A 21,340-nucleotide genomic window follows, 5' to 3' on the forward strand; every position below is an offset into this window, starting at 1 on the left:
CTACCGGCGATATTGATGATGAAACTGCACTCCTCGGCTAACTCCCCGTTTCCCCAGGTGAACCACCTATAACCGGTCTAATCCAATTAAAATTCTGGTCGAGGAAGAATTGGTTTATACCAATTGGTTTACACCAATTCTTGATATGCCGGAAGTGGAGGTGCAGAATCGGATCATCACCCCCCCACGGGAGGCGCCGATGGCCGCTCCTACCAAGCCCACGCGGCGGGAACGCCTGCTGGCCGGATCCGCGCGGGCGGCCCAGGGCACCGTGCTCTACGTGGACGAGCGGCTGCCGGGAGTGGGCCGCTGGTTACGCCCCAACCTGCGCAAGCTCTTCCCCAGCCACTGGTCGTTCCTGCTCGGCGAGTTCGCGCTGTACTCCTTCGCGCTGCTCGTGCTGACCGGGACGTTCCTGACGCTGTTCTACAAGGCCGCTCCGGACACGGCCTACGCCTCGGTCAGGTCGATCAGCCTCGAGGTGCGCGGCGGGCTGCTGATGCGCCAGCTGCACCACTGGTCGGCGACGATCTTCGTGCTGTCGATCGTGGCGCACCTGTTCCGCGTCTTCTTCACCGGCGCCTTCCGCAGGCCGCGCGAGCTGACCTGGATGCTGGGCGTGCTGCTGTTCGCGCTGGCGCTGTTCGAGTCGTTCCTCGGGGTCTCGCTGCCGGCCGACCAGCTGGCCTTCTCCGGGCTGCGCGAGGCGCAGGGGCTGCTGGTGTCGATCCCGCTGGTGGGCACGTACCTGTCGGTGTTCGCCTTCGACGGCGCCTTCCCCGGGCAGGTGGTCGGGCGGCTGTTCGTCACACACGTGCTGCTGGTTCCCGGCATCCTGCTGGCGGTCGCGCCGCTGCACGCGCTGATCCTCACCTGGCGGCAGAAGCACACGGAGCGAAGGAGCCCGGCACGAGCCGACGAGTCCCGAAGCGGTCGCGACCATGAGCACGAGCGCCGCATGTCGGACTCTGACGAGTCGCGGGTGACGGGGGCGCCGTTCTTCCCTTACTTCGCGATCAAGAACGGCGCCACGGCCATGTTCACGTTCGCGGCCATCGCGCTGCTGGCCACGTTCGTCACGGTCAATCCCGTGTGGGAGCACGGCCCCTACCAGCCGGGCACGGTGCCGCCGTCGGCCCAGCCCTTCTGGTACTTCGGCGTGCTGGAAGGAGCGCTGCGGCTGGTGCCGCCCTGGGAGATCGTCGTGGGCGGATACGTGCTGCAGGTCGGGCTCTGGATACCGATGCTGGTGCTTGGCGGGTTCTTCACCGTGCTGCTCTTCTACCCGTTCCTGGAGCGGCGGGTGACCGGCGACGGCGGCTACCACCACCTCCTGGACCGGCCCCGGCACGCGCCCGTCAGGACGGCGCTGGGGATCGCGGTCATCACGTTCTTCACCGTGGTGTGGTCGGCGACCTGGTTCTCGGAGATCCCCGGTGATCCGAACGCGCCCACCCCGCCGCTGGTGGCGCCGCATGACGTCTACATGACGATCATCTGGTCCCTGCGCGCAGCGGCCTTCGTCTTACCGGCCATCGCCTACGCCGCCACACTCGCCTACTGCCGAAAGCGCACCCGGTAACCACCCGCCCCCACCTCCCCGAGGATCCCCGCCCTCCACCTCCCCCTCCCCCACCCCACCCTCCTCCGGTGACCAAGGACCACTCCGCCACCAGGGACCCCGAGGACCACTCCGCCGCCAGAAACCACTCCCCCGCCCGGAGGACTGACCCGCCAACCGCAGCGGCCTCTGGATCGCCGTCCACACAAACGACGACACCAAGCTCGCCGCCCCCATCGCCACTGACACCCGCGACGCCGTCGTGATCTAGGGCTGCCATCCTCCGCAGCATGCATTCGCGAAGGACCCAGGTCGCCGCCGCGGCCGTGCTGACGGCCTAGCTCGGTGCCGCCTGCACGCCCAGCACAGGCGGTACGGCTCAGCCGCCCACCGCGGCACCCTCCGCCTCGCCCGCCGCGGTGCCCGCGGCCTCGCCCGCTGCGGCGCCCGCGGCCTCGCCCGCTGCGGCGCCCGCGGCCTCGGTCCCGGTGGAGCCGGGTGAGGAGCGGTGGTATCCGACCGAGCTGCGTCCCGGCGACTGCGTGAAGTCCGTCGCCGACGACCAGCTGGTGACGCTGGTGCCGTGCGACAGGCCGCACATCGCCGAGTTCGCCACCGTCTACGTCCTGCCGGACGGCCCCTGGCCGGGCGACGGCGAGGTGCGGCGAATGGCGGAGAACGGGTGCATGCCCCGCGTCCACATCAAGGAGTCGCGCCACGCGACGGTAGGTGTGGGCCAGATCCTGCCGATGGAGTTGTCATGGCCGCGCTACCGGACCGCCTACTGCCTGGCCGTCCCGGCCGACGGCGGAACCATGCGCGGCCACGTCCTGGCGTACTGACACCCAGCGCCCCGGGCACATCCGAGGCATCCCAACGCCCGCCGCCGCCCGTGCACACCCCGGCACACCGAGGGCTGCCGCCTCACGGCATGTCCTGACCCACACGCGCCAAGAGCGCGCCGGGAACGAGGGAGCGAGCCGTGCCCCCTCGAGTCGCGTTCGCGAACCGAGACCGGCAGATCCTCGATTCATGGGCGGCAGATTCTCGATAGGACCCCGGCAGATTCTCGATCTAAGTCCGGCAGATTCTCGACGTGCCAAATGATCGACAGGCTCTCACCAGGCGCCAACTCTTTGCGGCAGCACGCACGAGCACCACCGACCAGGGCGGGCCCAACCGGGAGGTGGTCCAGGTGGGCAAACGGGTGGGCCCGTCAAGAGCGTGTGAGCGCAGCGAACCCTCAGACCAGGGCGGGCCCCAACCGGGAAGAAACCCAGACGGGCAACGGGCGGGCCCCATCAGAGCACGTGAGCGCAGCGAACGCCTTGCTTTTTTGGGGGCCCACCCGGGGGCCGGTCAGTCGTTGAGGTGGGTGCGGAGGTAGGTCTCGACCTGGTCGAGGGAGATGCGCTGCTGCTCCATCGTGTCGCGCTCGCGGATCGTGACCGCGTGGTCCTCGAGCGTGTCGAAGTCGACCGTGATGCAGAACGGCGTGCCGATCTCGTCCTGACGGCGGTAGCGGCGGCCGATCGCGCCGGCGTCGTCGAACTCGACGTTCCACCGCTTGCGCAGCTGGGAGGCCAGGTCGCGAGCCTTGGGCGAGAGGTCGGCGTTGCGCGACAGCGGCAGCACCGCGACCTTGACCGGCGCGAGGCGGTGGTCGAGGCGCATGACCGTGCGCTTCTCCATGACGCCCTTGGCGTTGGGCGCCTCGTCCTCGGTGTAAGCGTCGAGCAGGAACGTCAGCGTGGCCCGGTCGACACCGGCCGCGGGCTCGATGACGTAGGGCACGTACCGCTCGCCCGTGTCCTGCTCGAAGAACGACAGGTCGACCCCGGAGGCCTGCGAGTGCGCCGTCAGGTCGAAGTCGGTGCGGTTGGCGATGCCCTCGAGCTCGCCCCACTCACCGCCGGCGAAGTTGAAGCGGTATTCCACGTCCACCGTGCGCTTGGCGTAGTGGGACAGCTTCTCCTTCGCGTGCTCGTAGAGCCGCAGGTTGTCCTTGTTGATGCCCAGGTCGGAGTACCAGCGGTAGCGCTCGTTGATCCAGTAGTCGTGCCACTCCTCGTCGGTGCCGGGCTTGACGAAGAACTCCATCTCCATCTGCTCGAACTCGCGGGTGCGGAAGATGAAGTTGCCAGGCGTGATCTCGTTGCGGAACGACTTGCCGATCTGGCCGATGCCGAACGGGATCTTCTTGCGCGCCGACTGCTGCACGTTGAGGTAGTTGATGAAGATGCCCTGAGCGGTCTCCGGGCGCAGGTAGGCCAGGCCGGACTCGTCCTCGACCGGGCCGAGGTAGGTCTTCAGCAGGCCGCTGAACTGCCTGGGGTCGGTGAAGGCGCCCTTGGTGCCGCAGTTGTGGCAGGTGATGTCGGCCAGGCCGTGCTCGGGCGACCTGCCGTTCTTCTCCTCGTAGGCCTCGATGAGGTGGTCGGCGCGGAAGCGCTTGTGGCAGGACTGGCACTCGGTCAGCGGGTCGGTGAAGGTCTCGACGTGGCCGCTGGCCTGCCACACCTCGCGGGCCAGGATGACGCTGGAGTCGAGGCCCACCACGTCGTCGCGGGACTGGACCATCGACAGCCACCACTGCCGCTTGACGTTGTTCTTCAGCTCGACGCCCAGCGGACCGTAGTCCCACGACGCACGCAGACCTCCGTAGATCTCGCTCGACGGGTAGACGAGCCCGCGGCGCTTGGCGAGGCTGACGATGGTGTCCATGACGTCTGTACGGCGTGCCATGTTGGTTGGGTCTCTTTCCGGCTGGAGGTCGGCGAGGGAAAACGGATGAGCCCAGCTTAGGGGACTCGCGGTTGCCCTCGCGCGCGACTATTCCTCTTGTCCGGAAACGTAAACGTCCTCGAAGGCGCTCGGCTCGTTGACCATGAGGATCATCAGCGGGTACATCGCCATCCGCGCGGCCGACAGGGCCCGGCGGTAGAAGCCCGCGCCCTCCCACTCGCTGACCAGCGCCCACAGGTTGGGCTCGTCGACCGAGCGGGCAAGCCTGCCGCGCTGGAAACCCGGCTCCCCCGCCAGCGTGTCGAGGATGACGTGGGCCTGCTTGATGAAGTCCTGCGACTGCGACTCTGGCACGGAGTAACGGATGACGGCGAGCACCCGCCCAAGCTTAGAGTGCCAGCAGCACCGCCACCGGCGGACAGGTCAGGTAGGCCCTGGAACGATGGAAGTCCAGAGATGCTGACCGGTTTCTCCTGTTCCACGCCAACGAAGCGCGTGTCGCGCCTTTTGGCACAGATGCACGCCTACAACCATCGTCGCCTCCCGTACGGTCACCACCACCAGCCGCCCGCCGGGAGCGGACTCCCCAGCCGAGACGTGGTCCTCGGGACCAGGGATTAGGCTCACGCCCGTGGCTCCTCGTGAGAACTCCTTCCGCAAGGCCGTCGAGGCGCGCAGCGCGACGCCGATGGTTTACCTGTCCACCCAGCTGCCCCGGTGGGTGGTCCCGGTGCTGCTGGTGATCCTGCTGCTGGCCGGCCTGGCGGTCACCAACCCGCTGGGCGCGCTGGCCGTGCTGCCGGTGCTGGCGTTCGTGTGCTGGCTGGCCTACCTGTCGTGGCCGTCGATCGGCGTCGGCGGCAGGATCCTGCGGATCGTGGTGATGGCCTTTCTGCTGGCGCTCATCGCCACCCGGCTCGGGGCGTTCTGAACGTCGGAGATTTTGACAATCGTTTTCATTTTCTCCATACTCAGGGGTGTGATGTCCAGAACGCCCCTTATCGGCATGGCCGCGGCCCTCGCCCTCGTGACGACCACCGCGGCCTGCGGCTCCGGCGCCGCCGAGACCTCCCAGGGCGGACCGCCCGACGTGGTCGCCGCCTTCTACCCGATGCAGTGGCTCACCCAGCAGGTCGGGGGCTCCGACGTCAAGCTGACCGTGCTCACCGCGCCGGGCGTCGAGCCGCACGACCTGGAGCTGGGCCCGCAGCAGGTGGCGATGCTGGACCGGGCGGCGCTGACCGTCTATGTCAAGGGCCTGCAGCCCGCCGTCGACGACGCGGTCGCCCAGTACGGCGCCGACAAGGGCTTCGACGCCGCCACCGCGGTCAAGACGCTCCCCCTGACGGACAAGAGCGAGAACACCGACGTCGCCTACGACCCCCACGTCTGGCTCGACCCTTCGCGCATGGCCACGGTCGCCACCAAGCTCGGCGAGCGCCTGGCCACCGCCGACCCCGCGCACGCCCAGGCCTACAAGGACCGCGCCGCCAGTACGGCTGCCGCGCTCGGCGCCCTCGACCAGGAGTACGCCAAGGCGCTGGCCACCTGCCAGACCAAGACCCTGGTCACCAGCCACGCGGCGTTCGGCTACGTGGCCGACCGCTACCACCTCAAGCAGGTCGGCATCACGCTGGACCCCGAGCAGGAGCCCTCGCCCACCCGTATCCTCGAGGTCGCCAAGCTGGCCAAGAGCGAGGGCGTCACCACGATCTTCACCGAGTCCCTGGTCAGCCCCAAGGTGGCCGAGGTGCTGGCCACGGAGGTCGGCGCCAGGACGCAGGTCCTCGACCCGCTGGAGAGCAAGCCCGACGGCGACTACCTGTCGGCCATGCGCAAGAATCTGGACTCACTCAAATCCGCACTGAGGTGTTCATGACGGAGACCGCATTCCAGATGGTCGGCGGCCGGGTGACGCTGGACGGCCGCGAGATCCTGCGCGGCATCGACCTGACGATCTGCCCCGGCGAGGTCGTCGCCGTCCTGGGCGCCAACGGCTCCGGCAAGTCCACGCTGGTGCGCGCCCTGCTCGGCCTCACTCCACTGTCGGGCGGCAAGACCCTGATGTACGGCAGGCCGCCGGCGAAGTTCCGCGACTGGTGGCGCATCGGCTACGTGCCCCAGCGGCTCAACGTGGGCGGCGGGGTGCCCGCCACGGTCCGCGAGGTCGTGGCCTCCGGCCGGGTCGCCAGGCAGAAGCGGCTGCGCCGTACCAACTCCGCGGACAGGACCGCGGTGGCCGAGGCGCTCGAGGCCGTGGCGCTGTCCGACCGGGCCTCCGACCCGGTCCAGTCGCTGTCGGGCGGGCAGCAGCAGCGGGTGCTCATCGCCCGCGCGCTGGCCGGGCAGCCCGACACCTACGTCATGGACGAGCCCACCGCAGGCGTGGACGCCGAGTCACAGCACCTGCTGGCCGACACCATGGCCAGGCTCGTGCACGACGGCAGGACCATCGTGCTGGTGGTGCACGAGCTGGGCCCGCTCGAACCGCTGATCACCCGCGGCGTCGTGGTCCGCGACGGGCTGATCGGCCACGACGGCCGGCCGCCGCAACCGGAGGGCGACTGCGCCCGGCCGGGGCATCAGCATGTCCACCCGCACGCGGCAGGCGCGGCGGCGGGACCGCTCAGTGGCTGGCAGGGGGAGGCACCGTGATCGAGCTGCTGCAGACCGACATCCTCCAGCGGGCGCTGATCGCCGCCGTGCTGATCGGGCTGTGCGCTCCGGCGGTCGGCACGTTCATCGTGCAGCGCAGGCTGGCGCTGCTCGGCGACGGCATCGGCCACATCGCGCTGACCGGCGTGGCGCTCGGCTTCCTCACCCAGACCGCGCCCGTGATCACCGCTGTGATCGTCTCGGTGGCCGGTGCGATCGTCATCGAGCTGGTCAGGGCGCGCGGGCGCACCAGTGGCGACGTGGCCCTGGCCCTGCTGTTCTACGGCGGCATCGCCGGCGGCGTCATGCTCATGAGCATCTCTCCCGGCGGCAGCAGCACCAAGCTCAACTCCTACCTGTTCGGCGCGATCGCGCTGGTCTCCGACCAGGACCTGTGGATCATCGGCGGGCTCGCCGTCGCGGTGATCGGGGTCGTGTTGGTCTTCGGCAGGGAGCTGTTCGTGCTCTGCCAGGACGAGGAGATGGCCAAGGCCAGCGGGCTGCCCGTGCGGATGCTCAGTATGATCATCGCGGTGACCGCGGCGCTGACTGTCGTCATCGCCATGCGCGTGGTCGGGCTGCTGCTGGTCAGCGCGCTGATGGTGATCCCGGTGGCGACCGGCCAGCAGTTCACCCGCGGCTTCCGCGCCACGATGGCGCTGGCCATGGTGTTCGGCGTGCTCGCCGCCGTGGGCGGGCTGCTCGGCTCGACGGTCTCCACCAGGGTGCCGCCCGGCGCCGCGATCGTCCTCGTTGCCCTTGCAGGCTTCGTCGCGGCCCTCGGTGTCGGTAGATTCGTACGGCGGGGCAGAACGCGGGAACCGGCCGTCAGCCGGCGCCCCAGCATACGGATGGAGGAGGTCTCATGAGTGTTAGACGAGATGCCGTGCACGACACCCTCCGCCAGAGCGAGGGCTTCCGCAGCGCGCAGGACGTCTACGCCGAGATGCGCCAGCACGGCGCCAAGATCGGCCTGACGACCGTCTACCGGGCGCTGCAGGCGCTGGCCGACGGCGGCCAGGTCGACGTGCTGCGCACCGACGAGGGCGAGTCGGTCTACCGCGCCTGCGCCAGCGGCGACCATCACCACCACCTGGTGTGCCGTCGCTGCGGCCGCACCGTGGAGGTCGCCGGGCCCGCCGTCGAGCGCTGGGCCGAGATGGTCGGCAGCGATCACGGCTTCACCGAGATCACTCACACGGTCGAGGTCTTCGGCACCTGCGCCGGCTGCTCGACCGGCTGAAAGAACCGTTACCTGACATGAGATCAATTCTGATCACATGTCAGGCAGCCGTTACCTTTCATCGGCGGGTTCCGCCAGACCCCAACCGAGCCACGACAGGCCCAGAACCCCTGCGCCCACATGGCGCACAAACGCGGCCGCATGACGACGTTCGCTGATGAAAACCCGTACGGTTGCTGACCCCCGGCACCCCGATGGAGAGATACGCTGACGCTAGAACCGGGTCCGACAGGAGTCAACATGCCGTTTGGCCATGACATGGCGTATTCGCTGGCCTCAGCAGTGGAGCTGGTCAACACCTCACCGGCTACCGGCGGCGAGGATGGTCTGGCCGATCTGTCCGACCTGCAGGCATTCGTGGAATCCCAGCAGGTGAGCGGCGTCGACGTGCTCACCACGCGAGACCTCGGGCAGGTGCGGATGGTCCGCGAAGCGTTCCACCGCGTCTTCACCGCGCCCGACCAGCCCACGGCGGTGCGCCTGCTCAACGCGCTGCTCTCGGAGACGCGCATCACGCCCCGCCTCACCGAGCACGACGGGCACCCGCTGCACGTGCACTACTTCGCGCCCGGCTCCACGCTCGCCGAGCACCTGGCCGCCGACTACGGGGTCGCGCTCGCGCACCTGCTGGTGGAGGGCGAGTGGGAGCGGCTGCGCACGTGTTCGGCGCCCGACTGCGACCGCGTCTTCGTCGACGAGTCCCGCAACAGATCCCGCGTGTACTGCGACAGCCGCACCTGCGGCAACCGCATGCACGTAGCCGCCTACCGAGCTCGCCGCCGCGCATAGCCATTCCAGCCAGCTTCAGGGCGTTTCAGGGCGCCTTAGCGCGCTTTAGGGCTTTTTCTTGTACGGCGGGCCGCCGCCACCGGCCGCCCGCCGTACAGGAAAGAGAAGATCGCAGCCGGAGTGCGGCGGGCGGGCGGTGGGGCGGTTTGCCGTACGAGGGAGGGAGTTCTAAGAGCGCGGGCGGATCGCGTCGAGGAGGAGGGGGAGGTAGCGGGTGTGGTCGTCGGTGGCCAGGGCCATGATGACGATCGCGGCCAGGTCGCGGGGTTCGAGGTCGGCGCGGGCCCGGCCGAGGCGCTGGGCGGCCGTGAGGGCCTCGCCGAGCGGGGCCAGGAAGCGCAGGGCGATGTCGATGCTGAGAGCGTGCGACTCGCGGGCGGCGGCCAGCAGCGAGCGGTGGGTGGCCAGGGTGGCCACCGTGGCCGTCAGCGCCGCGCACAGCCCCTCCCAGGGGTCGGCGGCCTGGCGGGCCGCCTGAGCCAGGGGCTCGATCTCCTCGGCGAAGTACGCCTCGAAGGCCGCGCCGACGAGCGTGTCCCTGTCGCCGAAGCGCCGGTAGACGGTGGCGATGCCGACCCCGGCGCGCCGCGCGACCTCCTCCAGCGAGACCTCGGGCCCCTGCTCCCGCAGCGCCTCGATGGCCGCCCGGGCGATCCTGCCGCTGTTGCGCAGCGCGTCGGAACGGGTCGGCACGGCTAAACCATGAAGCTCACCAGGCCACCTCGAGCGAGGACAGCCCGAAGACGACGGAGAAGGAGCGGAACTCCGGCTCGGGCCCCGCCAGGCGCAGCCCGGGGAAGCGCCGCAGCAGCGCGGGGAAGGCCGTACGCATCTCCATGCGGGCCAGCGGCGCGCCCAGGCAGTGGTGGATGCCGTGGCCGAAGGCCAGGTGCCCGGGCGCGCCCCGAGTGATGTCCAGCCGCTCCGGGCCGTCGATGAAGGCCGGATCGCGGTTGGCCGTCGGCAGCGCGCACAGCACCAGCTGCCCCTCGGGGATCGCCTGCCCGGCGATCTCCACGTCGGTCGTGGTGACCTTGGCCGTGCCCGCGTGGACGATGCTCAGCCAGCGCAGCAGTTCCTCCACCGCCGCGTCGACCAGCGCGGGCTCACTGCGCAGCAGCTCCAGCTGTTCGGGGTGGCGCAGCAGGGCCAGCGTGCCGAGGCCGAGCATGTTCGAGGTGGTTTCGTGCCCGGCGATCAGCAGCAGGTTGCCGATGCCGACCAGCTCCATGGCCGACAGGTCGCCGCCGTGCTCGCGCACCAGCATGCCGAGCAGCTCGTCGCCCGGGTCGGCCATGATGCGCTCGACCAGCTCGGTCATGTAGGCGCGCGACTCGCGCTGCGCGGCCATCCGCTGCTCCGGCGGCAGGCTCACGTTCAGCAGCGTGCCGGTCCTGCGCTGGAAGTCGGCCCTGTCCTCGTACGGCACGCCGAGCAGGTCGCAGATCACCAGCGAAGGCACCGGCAGCGCGAACGAGGAGACCAGATCGGCGGGTGGTCCTGCCGCCTCCATGGCGTCGAGGTGCTCCTCGACGATCTTCGACACGAGCGGCTCCAGGCGCCGCATCCTGCGCAGCGTGAACTCCGGCGCCAGGAACTTGCGCAGCCGGGTGTGCTCGGGCGGGTCGAAGGCCAGCAGGTTGCCCGTGCGCATCTCCTCCAGCTCCCGCTCGCTCATGTCCCTGGCGGAGGCCAGCTGGACCATGCGCTGGCGGGCGTTGCTGTAGGTGTCGGGGTCGCTGAGGACGGCCCGGACGTCGGCGTAGCGGGTGACCAGCCAGGCGTCGATGCCCCACGGCGTGGCGACCTTGGTGACGCCCTCCCCGTCGCGGAGCCTGGCGAGTTCCGGGGCCGGGTCGAAGCCGGCCCTGGACATGTGCAGCGGTACTTGCGTGGACTCGCTCACCCTGGAAACGATAGCAACCTATCGTTTCGCCGGAAATACCTCGTTCGGCACCGCGCCGCCGTATCGCCTGTCGCGCTTGGCGAAGATCTCGCAGGCCTCCCACAGATCGCGGCGGTCGAAGTCGGGCCAGAGGCGGTTGAGGAAGACCATCTCGGCATAGGCCGACTGCCACAGCAGGAAGTTGGAGAAGCGCTGCTCGCCCGAGGAGCGCACGAACAGGTCGACGTCCGGGATCTCGGGCTCATCCAGGTAGCGGCGGAAGGTCTTCTCGCTGACCTTGCCCGGCTTGACGCGGCCTGCGGCGATGTCCTGGGCCAGCTTGACGGCGGCGTCGACGATCTCGGACTGGCCGCCGTAGTTGACGCAGAACTGCAGGGTCAGCTTGCTGTTGCCGACGGTCATCGCCTCGGCCGTCTGGAGCTCGGAGATCACGCTCTTCCACAGCCGGCCGGGCCTGCCCGCCCAGCGCACCCGCACGCCCATGGCGTTGAGCTCGTCGCGGCGGCGGCGGATGACGTCGCGGTTGAAGCCCATGAGGAAGCGGACCTCGTCGGGCGAGCGCTTCCAGTTCTCCGTGGAGAAGGCGTAGGCGCTCAGGTACGGGACGCCGAGCTCGAGCGCGCCCTCGATGACGTCGAACAGTGACGCCTCGCCCGCCTTGTGCCCCTCGGTGCGCGGCAGGCCGCGCTGCTTGGCCCAGCGGCCGTTGCCGTCCATGACGATCGCCACATGCCTGGGCACCAGGTCACGCGGAATCGGCGGCGGGGTCGCGCCGGAGGGATGCGGCGTGGGGGGACGGACGTTCAAACCGGTTCTCTTCCTGTGCTCATGGAGTCTTGCACCTTGGGATCCCAGGATGGTTCTCCAGGTGTCCGGCTCGGCTCCCTCTCCACGTGTTTCAGTGATCGGATGCCGTGCTCCAGGTGCCACTGCAGGTAGGCGGCCACCAGACCGCTGCACTCGCTGCGGTGTCGGGGCTGGGAGGCGTCGGCCGTGACCCAGTCGCCGCGCAGCAGCGCTGTCATCAGGCCGATCGTCTCGGCCGCCGGCACCACGGACCCGGCGGGCTTGCACGCGCCGCACACCACGCCACCGGCGACGATGGCGAAGCCCCTGATCGCCGGCGCCTGGCACTTGGCGCACGCCTCCAGCGCGGGAGCATAGCCCGCCACGGCCAGCGAGCGCAGGAAGTAGGCGTCCAGCACCAGCCTGGCCTCATGCTCGCCGTCGGCCAGCGTGCGCAGCCCGCCCACCAGCAGCAGGAACTGCCGCAGCGCGGGCTCCTTCTCACCCTGGGTGAGCCGGTCGGCGGTCTCCAGCATGGCGGTGCCCGAGGTGTAGCGGGGGTAGTCGGTCGCCAGGGCCTCGCCGTACGGCCTGATCGTCTCCGCCTGGGTGACCACGTCGAGGCTGCGGCCTACGTGGAGCTGCAGGTCGACGTGCGTGAAGGGTTCGAGTCGCGCCCCGAAGCGTGAAGTCGTGCGGCGGACGCCCTTGGCGACGGCCCGCACCTTGCCCGTGCGCTTGGTCAGGACGGTGACGATGCGGTCTGCCTCGCCGAGCTTCTGCGTGCGCAAGACAACGCCTTCGTCACGGTAGAGACTCACTTACTCATCTTATGGCCGGACTGGGGTGGAGCGACTTTGCGCAACCCTCACTAGACTTTGACGTCTGTCCCCGCATCACCCGTTGTTCAACCCCCCGCAACTGCCTCGAAAGGGAGTCATGACCCGCGTGGTCCTGCTGGGCGCCTCGCCCGGCCCCGACACCTCTCCGACCGGCCTGAGGCTGACCGCACTGCCTGGCGATCCCACCGTCGCCGAGCGGCTGCGTGGACAGCTTCTCTCCCTGGATCCGCAGCCCGTCACGATCGACCCCTCCGACGTGTCGAGCGCACTGCGCGCATTGGCCGAGGTCGCCGAGTCCGCAACGGACAACCTCTTCATCATCCCCGAGAACTCGGTGATCCACGACGAGCTGATCTACCAGATCACCAAGGCCAAGCGCGCCGCGCTGGCGCTGGTCGCCAAGGAACCGAGGCCCGAGGGCGAGGAGGCGCCGGAGGACAGCATCCCGATCGAGGAGGCCGATCCCGAGATCGGCCGCAACACCCTCGAGGGGCTGCCCGTGCGCGCCCGCGCGGGCAAGTCCAGGGTCGTCTCGGTCGGCACCGCCGCTCACGCGGTCACCCGGCCCAACACCGCGCTGCTCGGCCCGCTGCACATCGGCCAACGCAACCTGCCGATGCTGGCCGAGACCTGCCGGGCGCTGGCCGAGATGAGCTTCGTCGGCGACGACGACTTCGTCCAACTGCTGGTGTTCGGCCTGGTGCGCAACGGCGTGTCGGTCGGCATCCGAGGCCGCCGCGACCTGTTCTACCGCCGGGTCACCACCCAGGAGGAGGTCAACGAGGCCGGCGCCGAGATGGCCGGCATGGACGAGGACCGGGCCAGGCTCGACAACGCGGTCAAGGGCGCCGACGGCTTCTTCACCACGTACTTCGTGTCGACCTACTCGCGCTTCATCGCCCGCTGGGCGGCCAGGCGGGGGCTGACGCCCAACCAGGTGACGCTGATCTCGATCACGCTGGGCGTGCTGGCGGCCGCCTGCTTCGCCACGGGCCAGCGGCCGATGATGGTGCTGGGCGGTGTGCTGATCTACTTCGCGTTCGTCTTCGACTGCGTGGACGGACAGGTCGCCCGCTACGCCAGGAAGTTCGGTGTCCTGGGGGCGTGGCTGGACGCCACGTTCGACCGTTTCAAGGAGTACGTGGTCTTCGCCGGGCTGGCGGTCGGCTGGGTGGTGTCGGGCCACGGCGACGAGATCTGGATCCTGGCGCTTGCCGCGATCTCGCTGCAGTCGGTCAGGCACCTGCTCGACTTCTCCTTCGGCATCTCCAACCGGCGCAAGCCGCCCGCGCAGCTGCCCACGCTCGCTCTCGACGCGCCCAGCGACAAACCGCTGCGTAAGGCGCTGGAGAAGCGTAAGGTCGAGCGCAGCCAGGGCATCCGAGGACTGCTGAAGATGTGGACCAAGGCCGGGCGCTTCCGCGCCGTCCACTGGGCCCGCAAGATGATCGTGTTCCCCATCGGTGAGCGGTTCGCGGCCATCGCGATCACCGCCGCCCTCTTCGACGCCCGCATCACCTTCCTCACGTTGGTGATCTGGGGTTCCGTCGCCGCCGCTTACACCCTCACCGGACGCGTCATGAGGTCACTCGCATGATCACCCACCCGGCCACCATCTCCGCGCCCACTCCCGACCCTGACGAGGAGCGCCGCCGCATCCAGACGGCCCGGCTGCTCGCCTACCGCGACGACGGGCCGCTCGTGCACGCGCTCGGCCCCAGGCTCGGCAAGGGCGTGCCGCCCGTCCCCGCCACGCTCGTGGCTCTGCTCGCGGTCATCGCCCTGCAGGTGTCCGGGGTGCTCAAGCCCGGGCCGATCCTGCTGCTGCCGGTGCTGATCGTGGTGCTGCTCGTGCTGCCCACCGCGCCGCGCGACCACCTGGGGCGCTTCGACTGGCTCACGCCGCCGCTGCTGCGCGGCACCGAGTTCCTGACCATCGTCGTGGTGGGGCTGGCCTCCGACGCGCCCAAGTGGCTGCTGTTCGTCCTGGTCTACGTGGTCGGCTACCACACCTACGACACGGTTTATCGCACGCGACAGAGCATCTGGCCGCCGGCCTGGGTGTTCCACGCCGGGCTCGGGTGGGAGCTGCGGCTGCTGATCATCGGGGTGGGGGCCGCGCTCGGGTGGCTCACGCCGGTGCTCGCCGTACTGACCGCCTACCTGTTCGTGCTGTTCGCCATCGAGAGCGTGACCAGCTGGGTGCGGCTGGACAAGGCCTCCGCACAGGCCGGGGCCGACGCCGAGCAGGACCTCGAGGCCTCGCCCGAGGACGCCCAGGAGGCCGCCACCGGGGAGGCCGAGCGCGGCTGATCCTTTCGTACGGCGGGCGGTGGGGACCGCCGGTCGCGCGGCGCCTTCAGGGGGAAGGCCGCTGACCCGCAACGAGGCCGGGCGCCATCACGGTGCCCGGCCTTTCGCGTACCCGGGATGGATATGCGCGGATATTTCGGGGATTGCGCGCTTAGGCTGGGAGGCAGGCACGGCTCGGGTCTAGCCGGGAGACGCGGATGGCGTTCTGGTCACGGCTGTTCACGCGGGGGACGCACGAACGGGACGCCGCGTACCGGCAGGGTGCGCGCGATGCCAGGCAGCACCCGTTAGGCGAGTTCACCGATCCCGAGTCCCAGCCCGCCTACGTCTCCGAGCTGCGTGCCCGCTCCCGGCAGCGCGTCGCCGAGATCGACAGAGGGCTGGTGGCCCGCCGTACCGCGCTGCTGCGTGAGGCAGCCGAGGCGCGCGAGACCATCCTGCGCGAGCTGTCGCGACCGGACGTGCCACAGGCCAACGGCCACCGCCCGCTCCCCGCGGCCGGCGGCCAGGACGCGTTCATCTCGATCGCCGAGGCCAGGTGGCGGCGAGAGGAGCGCAGGCGCCGGGACGTGGTGCGGGCGGCCGGCGACACCCTCCAGCGGGCGCGCACGCGGATCGAGCAGCTGGCCCAGGAGTGGCAGAGCGCGCTGGCCGAGCGGGAGCACGCCGTGGCGGCCACGCAGGCGGAGGCCGACGTCCTGATCGCCGCCTACCGCAGCGGGGTGATGAGCGCCCACCCGCGCAGGGAGGAGCTGCCGCCGCTGTGGAAGGGCGAGGTCGCCGCCACCACCCGGCCGCCCACGCTGACGGAGGGCACGCAGGAGCTCGGCCGCATCCTCCAGGACGTCGAGCACCGCATCGAGCTCTGGCACCACCAGGTACGGCCGGCCCTGCCCTCCCCCGATCCGGAACCCGAACCGGCCCCGCCGGACGACCACGAAGAGGGGGCGTGATGGCGCAGGCGCCGGGCGGCCGGCGGGTGGCCGCGGCGCTGGTGGCGCTGCTGGTCGTGGCGGGTGGGGTGGCGGGATGCGGGAGCGAGGCGAAGGCCGTGTGCGGGGCCGTGGTGGATTCCACCTCCTACGCCGAGCCCGCGGCCTCGCGCCAGGACGTGAGCTCGAAGCTGCCCGCCTTCGCGCAGGGCTGCGACTGGATCGCGTTCGCGGCCGTGACCGGGAACTCGGAGAGCAGCGCGTGCCGCCAGGACCCGGTGTCCATCGCGGCGACCAGGCAGGAGAACCCCAACGACAACCCCGTGGTGGCGGACAAGATCCGGGCACACCGCGTCACCGAGGTGCTGCCGAGGGCGGCCAAGCTGTTCGACTGCCCTGCCGAGGGTCAGGGCTCCGACGTGCTGGGCGCGCTGCGTTACGTGGCCAAGCAGCTGGCCGCCCAGCGCCGGCCGGACGCGGCCCACCAGCTGATCGTCTTCAGCGACCTGATCAACAACCGCGGCGAGCTGAACGTCAACAAGCTCGACCTCGGCGACCGGGCGAGAGCCGCCAAGATCAAGGAACTCAAGGACGCCCACCTGCTTCCCGACCTGACCGGATACGCCGTCACGGTCCATGGCTTCCTGCGGAACAAGACCTCGAGCCCGGACCGCTTCCCGCTGCTCGAGAGCTTCTGGAAGGAGGCCTTCGAGGTGGCCGGAGCGACGTCCGTGGACCTGCTCTAAGGCACCGACCGGCGGCGCGACACGATGCGCTCCGCCCAGCTGGCGGCCTCGGGATCATGCAATCCCTCCACGACCCCGCCGAGGTAGGCCGTGGCCAGGCTTTCGAAGCCGCTGTCCAGCTGCCTGACCCGGCCGGCGTGGCGGCGCTCCGCGGCCTGGACGTACTGGGCCACGCTCTCGGCGTAGCCGGCGTCGCGCTGGTAGTCGGCCTGGGCGCGGGCGCAGGTGGCCGCCTCGGCGTCCCGCTTGGCGCGCAGCTCGCGCAGGCGGCGGTCGTTGGGGTTGTGCATCCTGCGGCCCAGGTCGGCGGCGATCAGCGCGGTGGCCACCAGCAGCGCCAGCAGCAGGATCATGGTGGGCAGCTGCCCGGCGCCGTCAGAGGTGGGGCCGATGTTCTGGCCGTCCACCACGAGCGGCTTGACCAGGGCGTCGCGCCGCAGCACGGCTACGGCCCCGATCAGGCCGAGCCACGCCAGGGCGACGAACCCCAGCAGCCACCTGCCCCTGGCCGGGCTGCCCGCCTCCTGCCAGGCACGGAACGCCCTGCCGTACATGTGCGGGGCGACCAGCATGATCAGGGCGGCACCCGCGGCGAGCAGGGCCGTCATGGCGACGCTGTCGCCCCAGTTGAGGATGACCTGGTACAGGATGGGCACCTCGACGATCAGCAGCAGGACGAGCAGCAGCGCGGCCGGCAGCCAGCGGCGCACGACCGGCCAGCGGCTGCCCGACAGCGCGATCGAGCCGGGGCGGCCGTCGCCGGGACGCCTGCTCGGCTGCTCCAGCTCGGCCAGGTGGCGGCGGGTGTCGTCCAGGGCCTGGCGGGCCTCGCCGAAGGCGCGCTGCGACTCGGCCAGCCTGATCTTCTGCGACTCGAACTCGGCGCGGGCGCGCTGCTGCTCGCGTTCCGCGCAGTCCTCGACGTTGGCCAGCTCGGCCAGGCGCTCGTCCTCCAGCTCGTGGAAGCGCGGCACGCTGCCGGTCTCCAGGGTCAGCGTGTCGATCTGTCCTTCGGCCGCGTGACCGCGGCCCAGTTCCCGCTCCTGCCCGCGGCGCTGCCGCCAGTCGGGCGGGTGGTAGAGATCGCCGTCGTAGGCGACGGCGGGGGCGATGCGGACGACCTCGTCCGCGGGCGTGTCCTGCTTCCGGCGAGCCAAGCGCATCTGGCCTCCAACCCGGGATATCCACGCTAATGCGGAACAATGGGCGAGTGAGCGAATTGCCGGTAATCGACATCGCACCACTCACGAGCGGGGACCCAGGACGGGTGCCCGACGAGATCGAGGCCGCCTGCCGCGACAGCGGGTTCTTCTACGTCTGCGGGCACGGCGTGCCGCCGGAGCTCGTCGAACGCCTCGACACGGCGGCCCGGCGCTTCTTCGCCCTGCCCGAGGACGTCAAGGGCGAGATCTCGATGGACCGCGGCGGGCGGGCCTGGCGCGGCTTCTTCCCCGTCGGCGGCGAGCTCACCTCCGGCGAGCCGGACCTGAAGGAGGGGCTCTACTTCGGCGCCGAGCTCCCGCCGGGTGACCTGCCGCTGCACGGCCCGAACCTGTTCCCCGACCAGGTCCCGGCGCTAAGGGAGGCGGTGCTGGCCTATCTCGACACGATGACGGGCGTGGCGCAGACGGTGATGTCGGGCATCGCGCTCAGCCTCGGCCTGGACCGGGACTACTTCCGCAGCACCTACACCGCCGACCCCACCATCCTGTTCCGGATCTTCCACTACCCGCCCTCCACGCCGGACGCGGACTCCTGGGGCGTCGGCGAGCACACCGACTACGGCCTGCTCACGCTGCTCCTCCAGGACGCCAACTCCGGCCTGCAGGTCCACACGCCCCGCGGCTGGGTCGAGGCACCGCCGATCCCCGGCACGTTCGTCTGCAACATCGGCGACATGCTGGACAAGCTCACCGGCGGCGCCTACCGCTCGACGCCGCACCGCGTCCGCAACCTCAGCGGGAACGAGCGGCTCAGCTTCCCCTTCTTCTTCGACCCCGGCTGGGACAGCGAGGTCCCGCCCCTGCCGTACGCGCCCGGCACCCGCCCCCGCTGGGACGGCCAGGACCTGCGCGCCTTCACCGGCCCCTACGGCGCCTACCTGCTGAGCAAGGTGTCCAAGGTCTTCCCCGCCCTCAGCGACGACGTGCTCTGAGTCGGTATACCTGTCTCTGTGGAACTGGACAGGCTTGACCGCGACATCATCGGGGCGCTCGTCGAGGATGCGCGGACGACATATGCCGACATCGGCCATCAGGTGGGGCTGAGCGCGTCGGCGGTGAAGCGGCGCGTCGACCGGCTCAGGGAGGCGGGCGCGATCACGGGTTTCAGTGCCCGCGTGGCCCCGCAGGCGCTCGGCTGGACCACCGAGGCGTACGTCGAGCTGTTCTGCCAGGGCAAGACCAAGCCGTCCGACATCGGGCTGGCCGTGGCCAGATTTCCCGAGGTAGTGGGGGCCGCCACGATCACCGGCGAGGCCGACGCGCTGCTGCATATCCGCGCGACGGACGTGCGGCACGTGGAGCGGGTCATCGAGCGCCTGGCGGCCGAGCCGTTCGTGGTCAGGACCAAGAGCGTGATCGTGCTGTCTCGCCTGGTCGACGAGGCGATCCCGGTGCGCAACGGATCGCACGTGAAGGGCTGAGATTCGCAACAGACCCGCGCGAACACGCAATGTCGCGGTCTTGGCCTGCATATTCATGCATTTCTAGGCTGTCTCCGTCCCCCAACGACCCCTCAGACGGAGTCCTGAATGCCCAAGCACTTCCTGATGTGCCGCCCGGAGCACTTCACGGTCGAGTACGCCATCAATCCGTGGATGGACCCCGAGGCCGGCGCCGATCGCGAGGTGGCGATCCGGCAGTGGGAGGGCCTGAAGGCGGCCTACGAGAGCCTCGGTCACAAGGTCAGCCTGATCGACCCGATCGCGGGCCTGCCCGACATGGTCTTCGCCGCCAACGGCGCGCTGGTCGTCGGCGGTCGCGTGTACGGCGCGCGGTTCACCTTCCCCGAGCGCGCCGCCGAGGGCCCCGCCTACCTGCGCTGGTTCACCGACCGCGGCTACCAGGCCAAGGCCGCCGAGCACGTCAACGAGGGCGAGGGCGACTTCCTCACCCTGGATGACTTCGTGCTGGCGGGCACCGGGTTCCGCACGGACCTGGCCGCCCACAACGAGGCGCAAGAGTACCTCGGACGGCCGGTAGTCTCATTGCGGCTGGTCGACCCGCGTTTCTACCACCTCGACACGGCGCTGTTCCCGCTTGACGGGCACAACGTCGCCTACTACCCGGGAGCCTTCTCCGAGGGCAGCCGCCGGGTGCTCGAGTCACTGTTCCCCGACGCCGTGATCGCGAGCGAGGCGGACGCGGCCGTGCTGGGGCTGAACGCGGTCAGCGACGGGCGCAACGTCGTCATCAACGCCGAGGCCACCGAGCTCCAGCTGGAGCTCAAGCGCCGAGGCTACGACGTGATCCCCGTCGACCTGTCGGAGCTGCGTAAAGCGGGCGGCGGGCCCAAGTGCTGCACACTGGAAATTAGGGGGGAAATCTAAATGACTACCAGCTCAGAGCTGATCGAGATCAGCGAGCGCCGCAGCGCGCACAACTATCACCCGCTTCCCGTGGTGATCCACGAGGCGCACGGTGCCTGGGTAACCGACGTCGAGGGCAAGCGCTATCTCGACTTCCTGTCCGGATACTCGAGCCTGAACTTCGGCCACGGCAACCCGAAGATCATCGAGGCGGCCCAGGAGCAGCTCAAGAACCTGACGCTGACCAGCCGCGCGTTCTACCACGACCAGTTCGCGCAGTTCTGCGCCGGGCTCGGCGACCTGACGGGCAAGGACATGATCCTGCCCATGAACACCGGCGCCGAGGCCGTCGAGACCGCGATCAAGGTGGCCCGCAAGTGGGGCTACCAGGTCAAGGGCGTGGCACCGGAGCAGGCCACCATCATCGTGATGGAGGACAACTTCCACGGCCGCACCACCACGATCATCAGCTTCTCCACCGACCCCGACGCGCACGACGAGTTCGGCCCCTACACGCCCGGCTTCAAGGTCGTGAAGTACGGCTCGGCCGAGGCGATCCGCGAGGCCATCGACGCCAACACGGTCGCGGTCCTGGTCGAGCCCATCCAGGGCGAGGCGGGCGTGCTGGTGCCCCCGGACGGCTACCTGACCCAGGTGCGCGAGCTGTGCACCGAGAACAACGTCCTCATGATCGCCGACGAGATCCAGTCGGGTCTGGGCAGGACCGGCAAGACCTTCGCCGTCGAGCACGAGGGCGTCGTGCCCGACATCTACGTCCTGGGCAAGGCCCTCGGCGGCGGCGTCGTGCCGGTGTCGGCCATCGCCGCCGACCAGGACGTGCTCGGTGTCATCCAGCCGGGCCAGCACGGCTCGACGTTCGGCGGCAACCCGCTGGCCTGCGCGGTCGGCAACGCCGTGATCGAGATCCTGAACACCGGCGAGTTCCAGGCCAGGGCCACCCAGCTCGGCGAGATCATGCACGCCAAGCTGCGCGAGCTGATCGGCCACGGCGTGGTCACGGTGCGCGGGCGCGGTCTGTGGGCGGGTGTCGACATCGACCCGTCGCTGGCCACCGGCCGCGAGGTGTCCAAGCGCCTGATGGAGCGCGGGGTGCTGGCCAAGGACACGCACGGCTCGACGATCAGGCTCGCGCCGCCGATCGTCATCTCCGAGGAGGACATGCTGTGGGCCCTCGGCCAGCTCGCCGAGGTCATCGCCACGATCCGCTAGGGGTCTTCCACGCGAGTACTCCGATGACCTGCCCGAGACGGCTGGCCCGGGCAGGTCATCGGA

The 21,340-nt window shown here is 70.0% G+C and carries 23 protein-coding genes; 16 read left to right on the forward strand and 7 right to left on the reverse strand.

What is annotated here, in order from left to right; translation table 11 throughout:
* The first annotated feature begins 199 nt into the window (after positions 1 to 199).
* Together ACIBHX_RS29205 and ACIBHX_RS29210 are read left to right on the forward strand one after the other, a co-directional pair.
* Positions 200 to 1,582, forward strand: coding sequence for a cytochrome bc complex cytochrome b subunit (locus tag ACIBHX_RS29205; protein ID WP_397070495.1), 1,383 nt, complete (start codon positions 200 to 202; stop codon positions 1,580 to 1,582).
* A 398-nt stretch (positions 1,583 to 1,980) separates the two neighbouring features.
* Positions 1,981 to 2,403, forward strand: coding sequence for a hypothetical protein (locus tag ACIBHX_RS29210; RefSeq protein WP_397070496.1), 423 nt, complete (start codon positions 1,981 to 1,983; stop codon positions 2,401 to 2,403).
* Positions 2,404 to 2,920: 517 nt separating this feature from the next.
* Here ACIBHX_RS29210 and ACIBHX_RS29215 read toward each other — a convergent pair.
* Together ACIBHX_RS29215 and ACIBHX_RS29220 are read right to left on the reverse strand one after the other, a co-directional pair.
* A complete protein-coding gene (locus tag ACIBHX_RS29215; RefSeq protein WP_397070497.1) occupies positions 2,921 to 4,306 on the reverse strand; it encodes a glycine--tRNA ligase in 1,386 nt (461 codons plus the stop codon).
* 87 nt (positions 4,307 to 4,393) lie between these two features.
* Positions 4,394 to 4,684: an antibiotic biosynthesis monooxygenase family protein gene (locus ACIBHX_RS29220; RefSeq protein ID WP_397070498.1), complete on the reverse strand. Its 291-nt coding sequence runs from the start codon at positions 4,682 to 4,684 to the stop codon at positions 4,394 to 4,396.
* Positions 4,685 to 4,937: 253 nt separating this feature from the next.
* Between ACIBHX_RS29220 and ACIBHX_RS29225 the strand changes: the two genes are divergently transcribed.
* From ACIBHX_RS29225 to ACIBHX_RS29250, 6 genes are all read left to right on the forward strand, one after another.
* Complete coding sequence (locus tag ACIBHX_RS29225; RefSeq protein ID WP_397070499.1) at positions 4,938 to 5,237, forward strand: DUF6703 family protein; 300 nt, start codon at positions 4,938 to 4,940, stop codon at positions 5,235 to 5,237.
* A 51-nt stretch (positions 5,238 to 5,288) separates the two neighbouring features.
* Positions 5,289 to 6,185, forward strand: coding sequence for a metal ABC transporter substrate-binding protein (locus ACIBHX_RS29230; protein WP_397070626.1), 897 nt, complete (start codon positions 5,289 to 5,291; stop codon positions 6,183 to 6,185).
* Positions 6,182 to 6,961 carry a metal ABC transporter ATP-binding protein gene (locus ACIBHX_RS29235; protein ID WP_397070500.1) on the forward strand — a complete coding sequence of 260 codons (780 nt, stop codon included), beginning with the start codon at positions 6,182 to 6,184 and terminating at the stop codon, positions 6,959 to 6,961. Before ACIBHX_RS29230 ends, ACIBHX_RS29235 begins: the two co-directional genes overlap by 4 nt.
* The gene (locus ACIBHX_RS29240) at positions 6,958 to 7,830 is read left to right on the forward strand and encodes a metal ABC transporter permease (protein ID WP_397070501.1); all 873 of its coding nucleotides are present in this window, start codon (positions 6,958 to 6,960) and stop codon (positions 7,828 to 7,830) included. The genes ACIBHX_RS29235 and ACIBHX_RS29240 overlap by 4 nt, the downstream gene beginning before the upstream one ends.
* Complete coding sequence (locus tag ACIBHX_RS29245; RefSeq protein ID WP_397070502.1) at positions 7,827 to 8,204, forward strand: Fur family transcriptional regulator; 378 nt, start codon at positions 7,827 to 7,829, stop codon at positions 8,202 to 8,204. The genes ACIBHX_RS29240 and ACIBHX_RS29245 overlap by 4 nt, the downstream gene beginning before the upstream one ends.
* Before the next feature lie 240 nt (positions 8,205 to 8,444).
* A complete protein-coding gene (locus ACIBHX_RS29250; RefSeq protein ID WP_397070503.1) occupies positions 8,445 to 8,993 on the forward strand; it encodes a CGNR zinc finger domain-containing protein in 549 nt (182 codons plus the stop codon).
* A gap of 168 nt (positions 8,994 to 9,161) precedes the next feature.
* On the opposite strand, the gene ACIBHX_RS29255 is transcribed toward ACIBHX_RS29250, so the two are convergent.
* The 4 genes from ACIBHX_RS29255 to recO are packed head-to-tail and all read right to left on the reverse strand — an operon-like array spanning position 9,162 to position 12,506.
* Positions 9,162 to 9,686, reverse strand: a complete 525-nt coding sequence (locus ACIBHX_RS29255) for a TetR/AcrR family transcriptional regulator (RefSeq protein ID WP_397070504.1) — start codon at positions 9,684 to 9,686, stop codon at positions 9,162 to 9,164.
* 16 nt (positions 9,687 to 9,702) lie between these two features.
* Positions 9,703 to 10,899, reverse strand: coding sequence for a cytochrome P450 (locus ACIBHX_RS29260; protein WP_397070505.1), 1,197 nt, complete (start codon positions 10,897 to 10,899; stop codon positions 9,703 to 9,705).
* An 18-nt stretch (positions 10,900 to 10,917) separates the two neighbouring features.
* Positions 10,918 to 11,706: an isoprenyl transferase gene (locus ACIBHX_RS29265; protein WP_397070506.1), complete on the reverse strand. Its 789-nt coding sequence runs from the start codon at positions 11,704 to 11,706 to the stop codon at positions 10,918 to 10,920.
* Positions 11,703 to 12,506 (reverse strand): DNA repair protein RecO, encoded by an 804-nt coding sequence (gene recO, locus ACIBHX_RS29270; protein WP_397070507.1) that lies wholly within the window; start codon positions 12,504 to 12,506, stop codon positions 11,703 to 11,705. The genes ACIBHX_RS29265 and recO overlap by 4 nt, the downstream gene beginning before the upstream one ends.
* A 118-nt stretch (positions 12,507 to 12,624) precedes the next feature.
* On the opposite strand from recO, the gene ACIBHX_RS29275 reads away from it, so the two are divergent.
* The 4 genes from ACIBHX_RS29275 (at position 12,625) to ACIBHX_RS29290 (ending at position 16,518) form a co-directional block, all read left to right on the forward strand.
* A complete protein-coding gene (locus ACIBHX_RS29275) occupies positions 12,625 to 14,124 on the forward strand; it encodes a CDP-alcohol phosphatidyltransferase family protein (protein WP_397070508.1) in 1,500 nt (499 codons plus the stop codon).
* A complete protein-coding gene (locus ACIBHX_RS29280; protein ID WP_397070509.1) occupies positions 14,121 to 14,840 on the forward strand; it encodes a DUF5941 domain-containing protein in 720 nt (239 codons plus the stop codon). Before ACIBHX_RS29275 ends, ACIBHX_RS29280 begins: the two co-directional genes overlap by 4 nt.
* Positions 14,841 to 15,037: 197 nt before the next feature.
* The gene (locus ACIBHX_RS29285; RefSeq protein ID WP_397070510.1) at positions 15,038 to 15,793 is read left to right on the forward strand and encodes a hypothetical protein; all 756 of its coding nucleotides are present in this window, start codon (positions 15,038 to 15,040) and stop codon (positions 15,791 to 15,793) included.
* Positions 15,790 to 16,518, forward strand: coding sequence for a vWA domain-containing protein (locus ACIBHX_RS29290; RefSeq protein ID WP_397070511.1), 729 nt, complete (start codon positions 15,790 to 15,792; stop codon positions 16,516 to 16,518). The genes ACIBHX_RS29285 and ACIBHX_RS29290 overlap by 4 nt, the downstream gene beginning before the upstream one ends.
* Here the strand turns inward: ACIBHX_RS29290 and ACIBHX_RS29295 are convergent.
* The gene (locus tag ACIBHX_RS29295) at positions 16,515 to 17,681 is read right to left on the reverse strand and encodes a hypothetical protein (protein ID WP_397070512.1); all 1,167 of its coding nucleotides are present in this window, start codon (positions 17,679 to 17,681) and stop codon (positions 16,515 to 16,517) included. The two genes, ACIBHX_RS29290 and ACIBHX_RS29295, sit on opposite strands and share 4 nt — an antisense overlap.
* 47 nt (positions 17,682 to 17,728) lie before the next feature.
* Here ACIBHX_RS29295 and ACIBHX_RS29300 point away from each other — a divergent pair, with 47 nt between their 5' ends.
* The 4 genes from ACIBHX_RS29300 to rocD all read left to right on the forward strand — a co-directional run bounded on the left by ACIBHX_RS29300 (position 17,729) and on the right by rocD (position 21,277).
* Complete coding sequence (locus tag ACIBHX_RS29300) at positions 17,729 to 18,673, forward strand: isopenicillin N synthase family dioxygenase (RefSeq protein WP_397070513.1); 945 nt, start codon at positions 17,729 to 17,731, stop codon at positions 18,671 to 18,673.
* Between the two features lie 18 nt (positions 18,674 to 18,691).
* A complete protein-coding gene (locus ACIBHX_RS29305; protein ID WP_397070514.1) occupies positions 18,692 to 19,162 on the forward strand; it encodes an Lrp/AsnC family transcriptional regulator in 471 nt (156 codons plus the stop codon).
* A 108-nt stretch (positions 19,163 to 19,270) separates the two neighbouring features.
* Positions 19,271 to 20,068, forward strand: a complete 798-nt coding sequence (ddaH, locus tag ACIBHX_RS29310; RefSeq protein WP_397070515.1) for a dimethylargininase — start codon at positions 19,271 to 19,273, stop codon at positions 20,066 to 20,068.
* Positions 20,069 to 21,277, forward strand: a complete 1,209-nt coding sequence (gene rocD / locus ACIBHX_RS29315; protein ID WP_397070516.1) for an ornithine--oxo-acid transaminase — start codon at positions 20,069 to 20,071, stop codon at positions 21,275 to 21,277.
* The last annotated feature ends 63 nt before the right edge of the window (positions 21,278 to 21,340 follow it).

This window comes from Nonomuraea sp. NPDC050536, assembly GCF_044457685.1.
GTDB lineage: Bacteria > Actinomycetota > Actinomycetes > Streptosporangiales > Streptosporangiaceae > Nonomuraea.

What these genes read in the sequence shown, in the direction of transcription:
- ACIBHX_RS29205 (WP_397070495.1), top strand. Translation starts at nt 200, where the DNA reads ATGGCCGCTCCTACCAAGCCCACGCGGCGGGAACGCCTGCTGGCCGGA.
- ACIBHX_RS29215 (WP_397070497.1), bottom strand. Translation starts at nt 4,306, where the DNA reads ATGGCACGCCGTACAGACGTCATGGACACCATCGTCAGCCTCGCCAAG.
- ACIBHX_RS29230 (WP_397070626.1), top strand. Translation starts at nt 5,289, where the DNA reads ATGTCCAGAACGCCCCTTATCGGCATGGCCGCGGCCCTCGCCCTCGTG.
- ACIBHX_RS29235 (WP_397070500.1), top strand. Translation starts at nt 6,182, where the DNA reads ATGACGGAGACCGCATTCCAGATGGTCGGCGGCCGGGTGACGCTGGAC.
- ACIBHX_RS29245 (WP_397070502.1), top strand. Translation starts at nt 7,827, where the DNA reads ATGAGTGTTAGACGAGATGCCGTGCACGACACCCTCCGCCAGAGCGAG.
- ACIBHX_RS29250 (WP_397070503.1), top strand. Translation starts at nt 8,445, where the DNA reads ATGCCGTTTGGCCATGACATGGCGTATTCGCTGGCCTCAGCAGTGGAG.
- ACIBHX_RS29275 (WP_397070508.1), top strand. Translation starts at nt 12,625, where the DNA reads ATGACCCGCGTGGTCCTGCTGGGCGCCTCGCCCGGCCCCGACACCTCT.
- ACIBHX_RS29280 (WP_397070509.1), top strand. Translation starts at nt 14,121, where the DNA reads ATGATCACCCACCCGGCCACCATCTCCGCGCCCACTCCCGACCCTGAC.
- ACIBHX_RS29285 (WP_397070510.1), top strand. Translation starts at nt 15,038, where the DNA reads ATGGCGTTCTGGTCACGGCTGTTCACGCGGGGGACGCACGAACGGGAC.
- ACIBHX_RS29295 (WP_397070512.1), bottom strand. Translation starts at nt 17,681, where the DNA reads ATGCGCTTGGCTCGCCGGAAGCAGGACACGCCCGCGGACGAGGTCGTC.
- ddaH (WP_397070515.1), top strand. Translation starts at nt 19,271, where the DNA reads ATGCCCAAGCACTTCCTGATGTGCCGCCCGGAGCACTTCACGGTCGAG.
- rocD (WP_397070516.1), top strand. Translation starts at nt 20,069, where the DNA reads ATGACTACCAGCTCAGAGCTGATCGAGATCAGCGAGCGCCGCAGCGCG.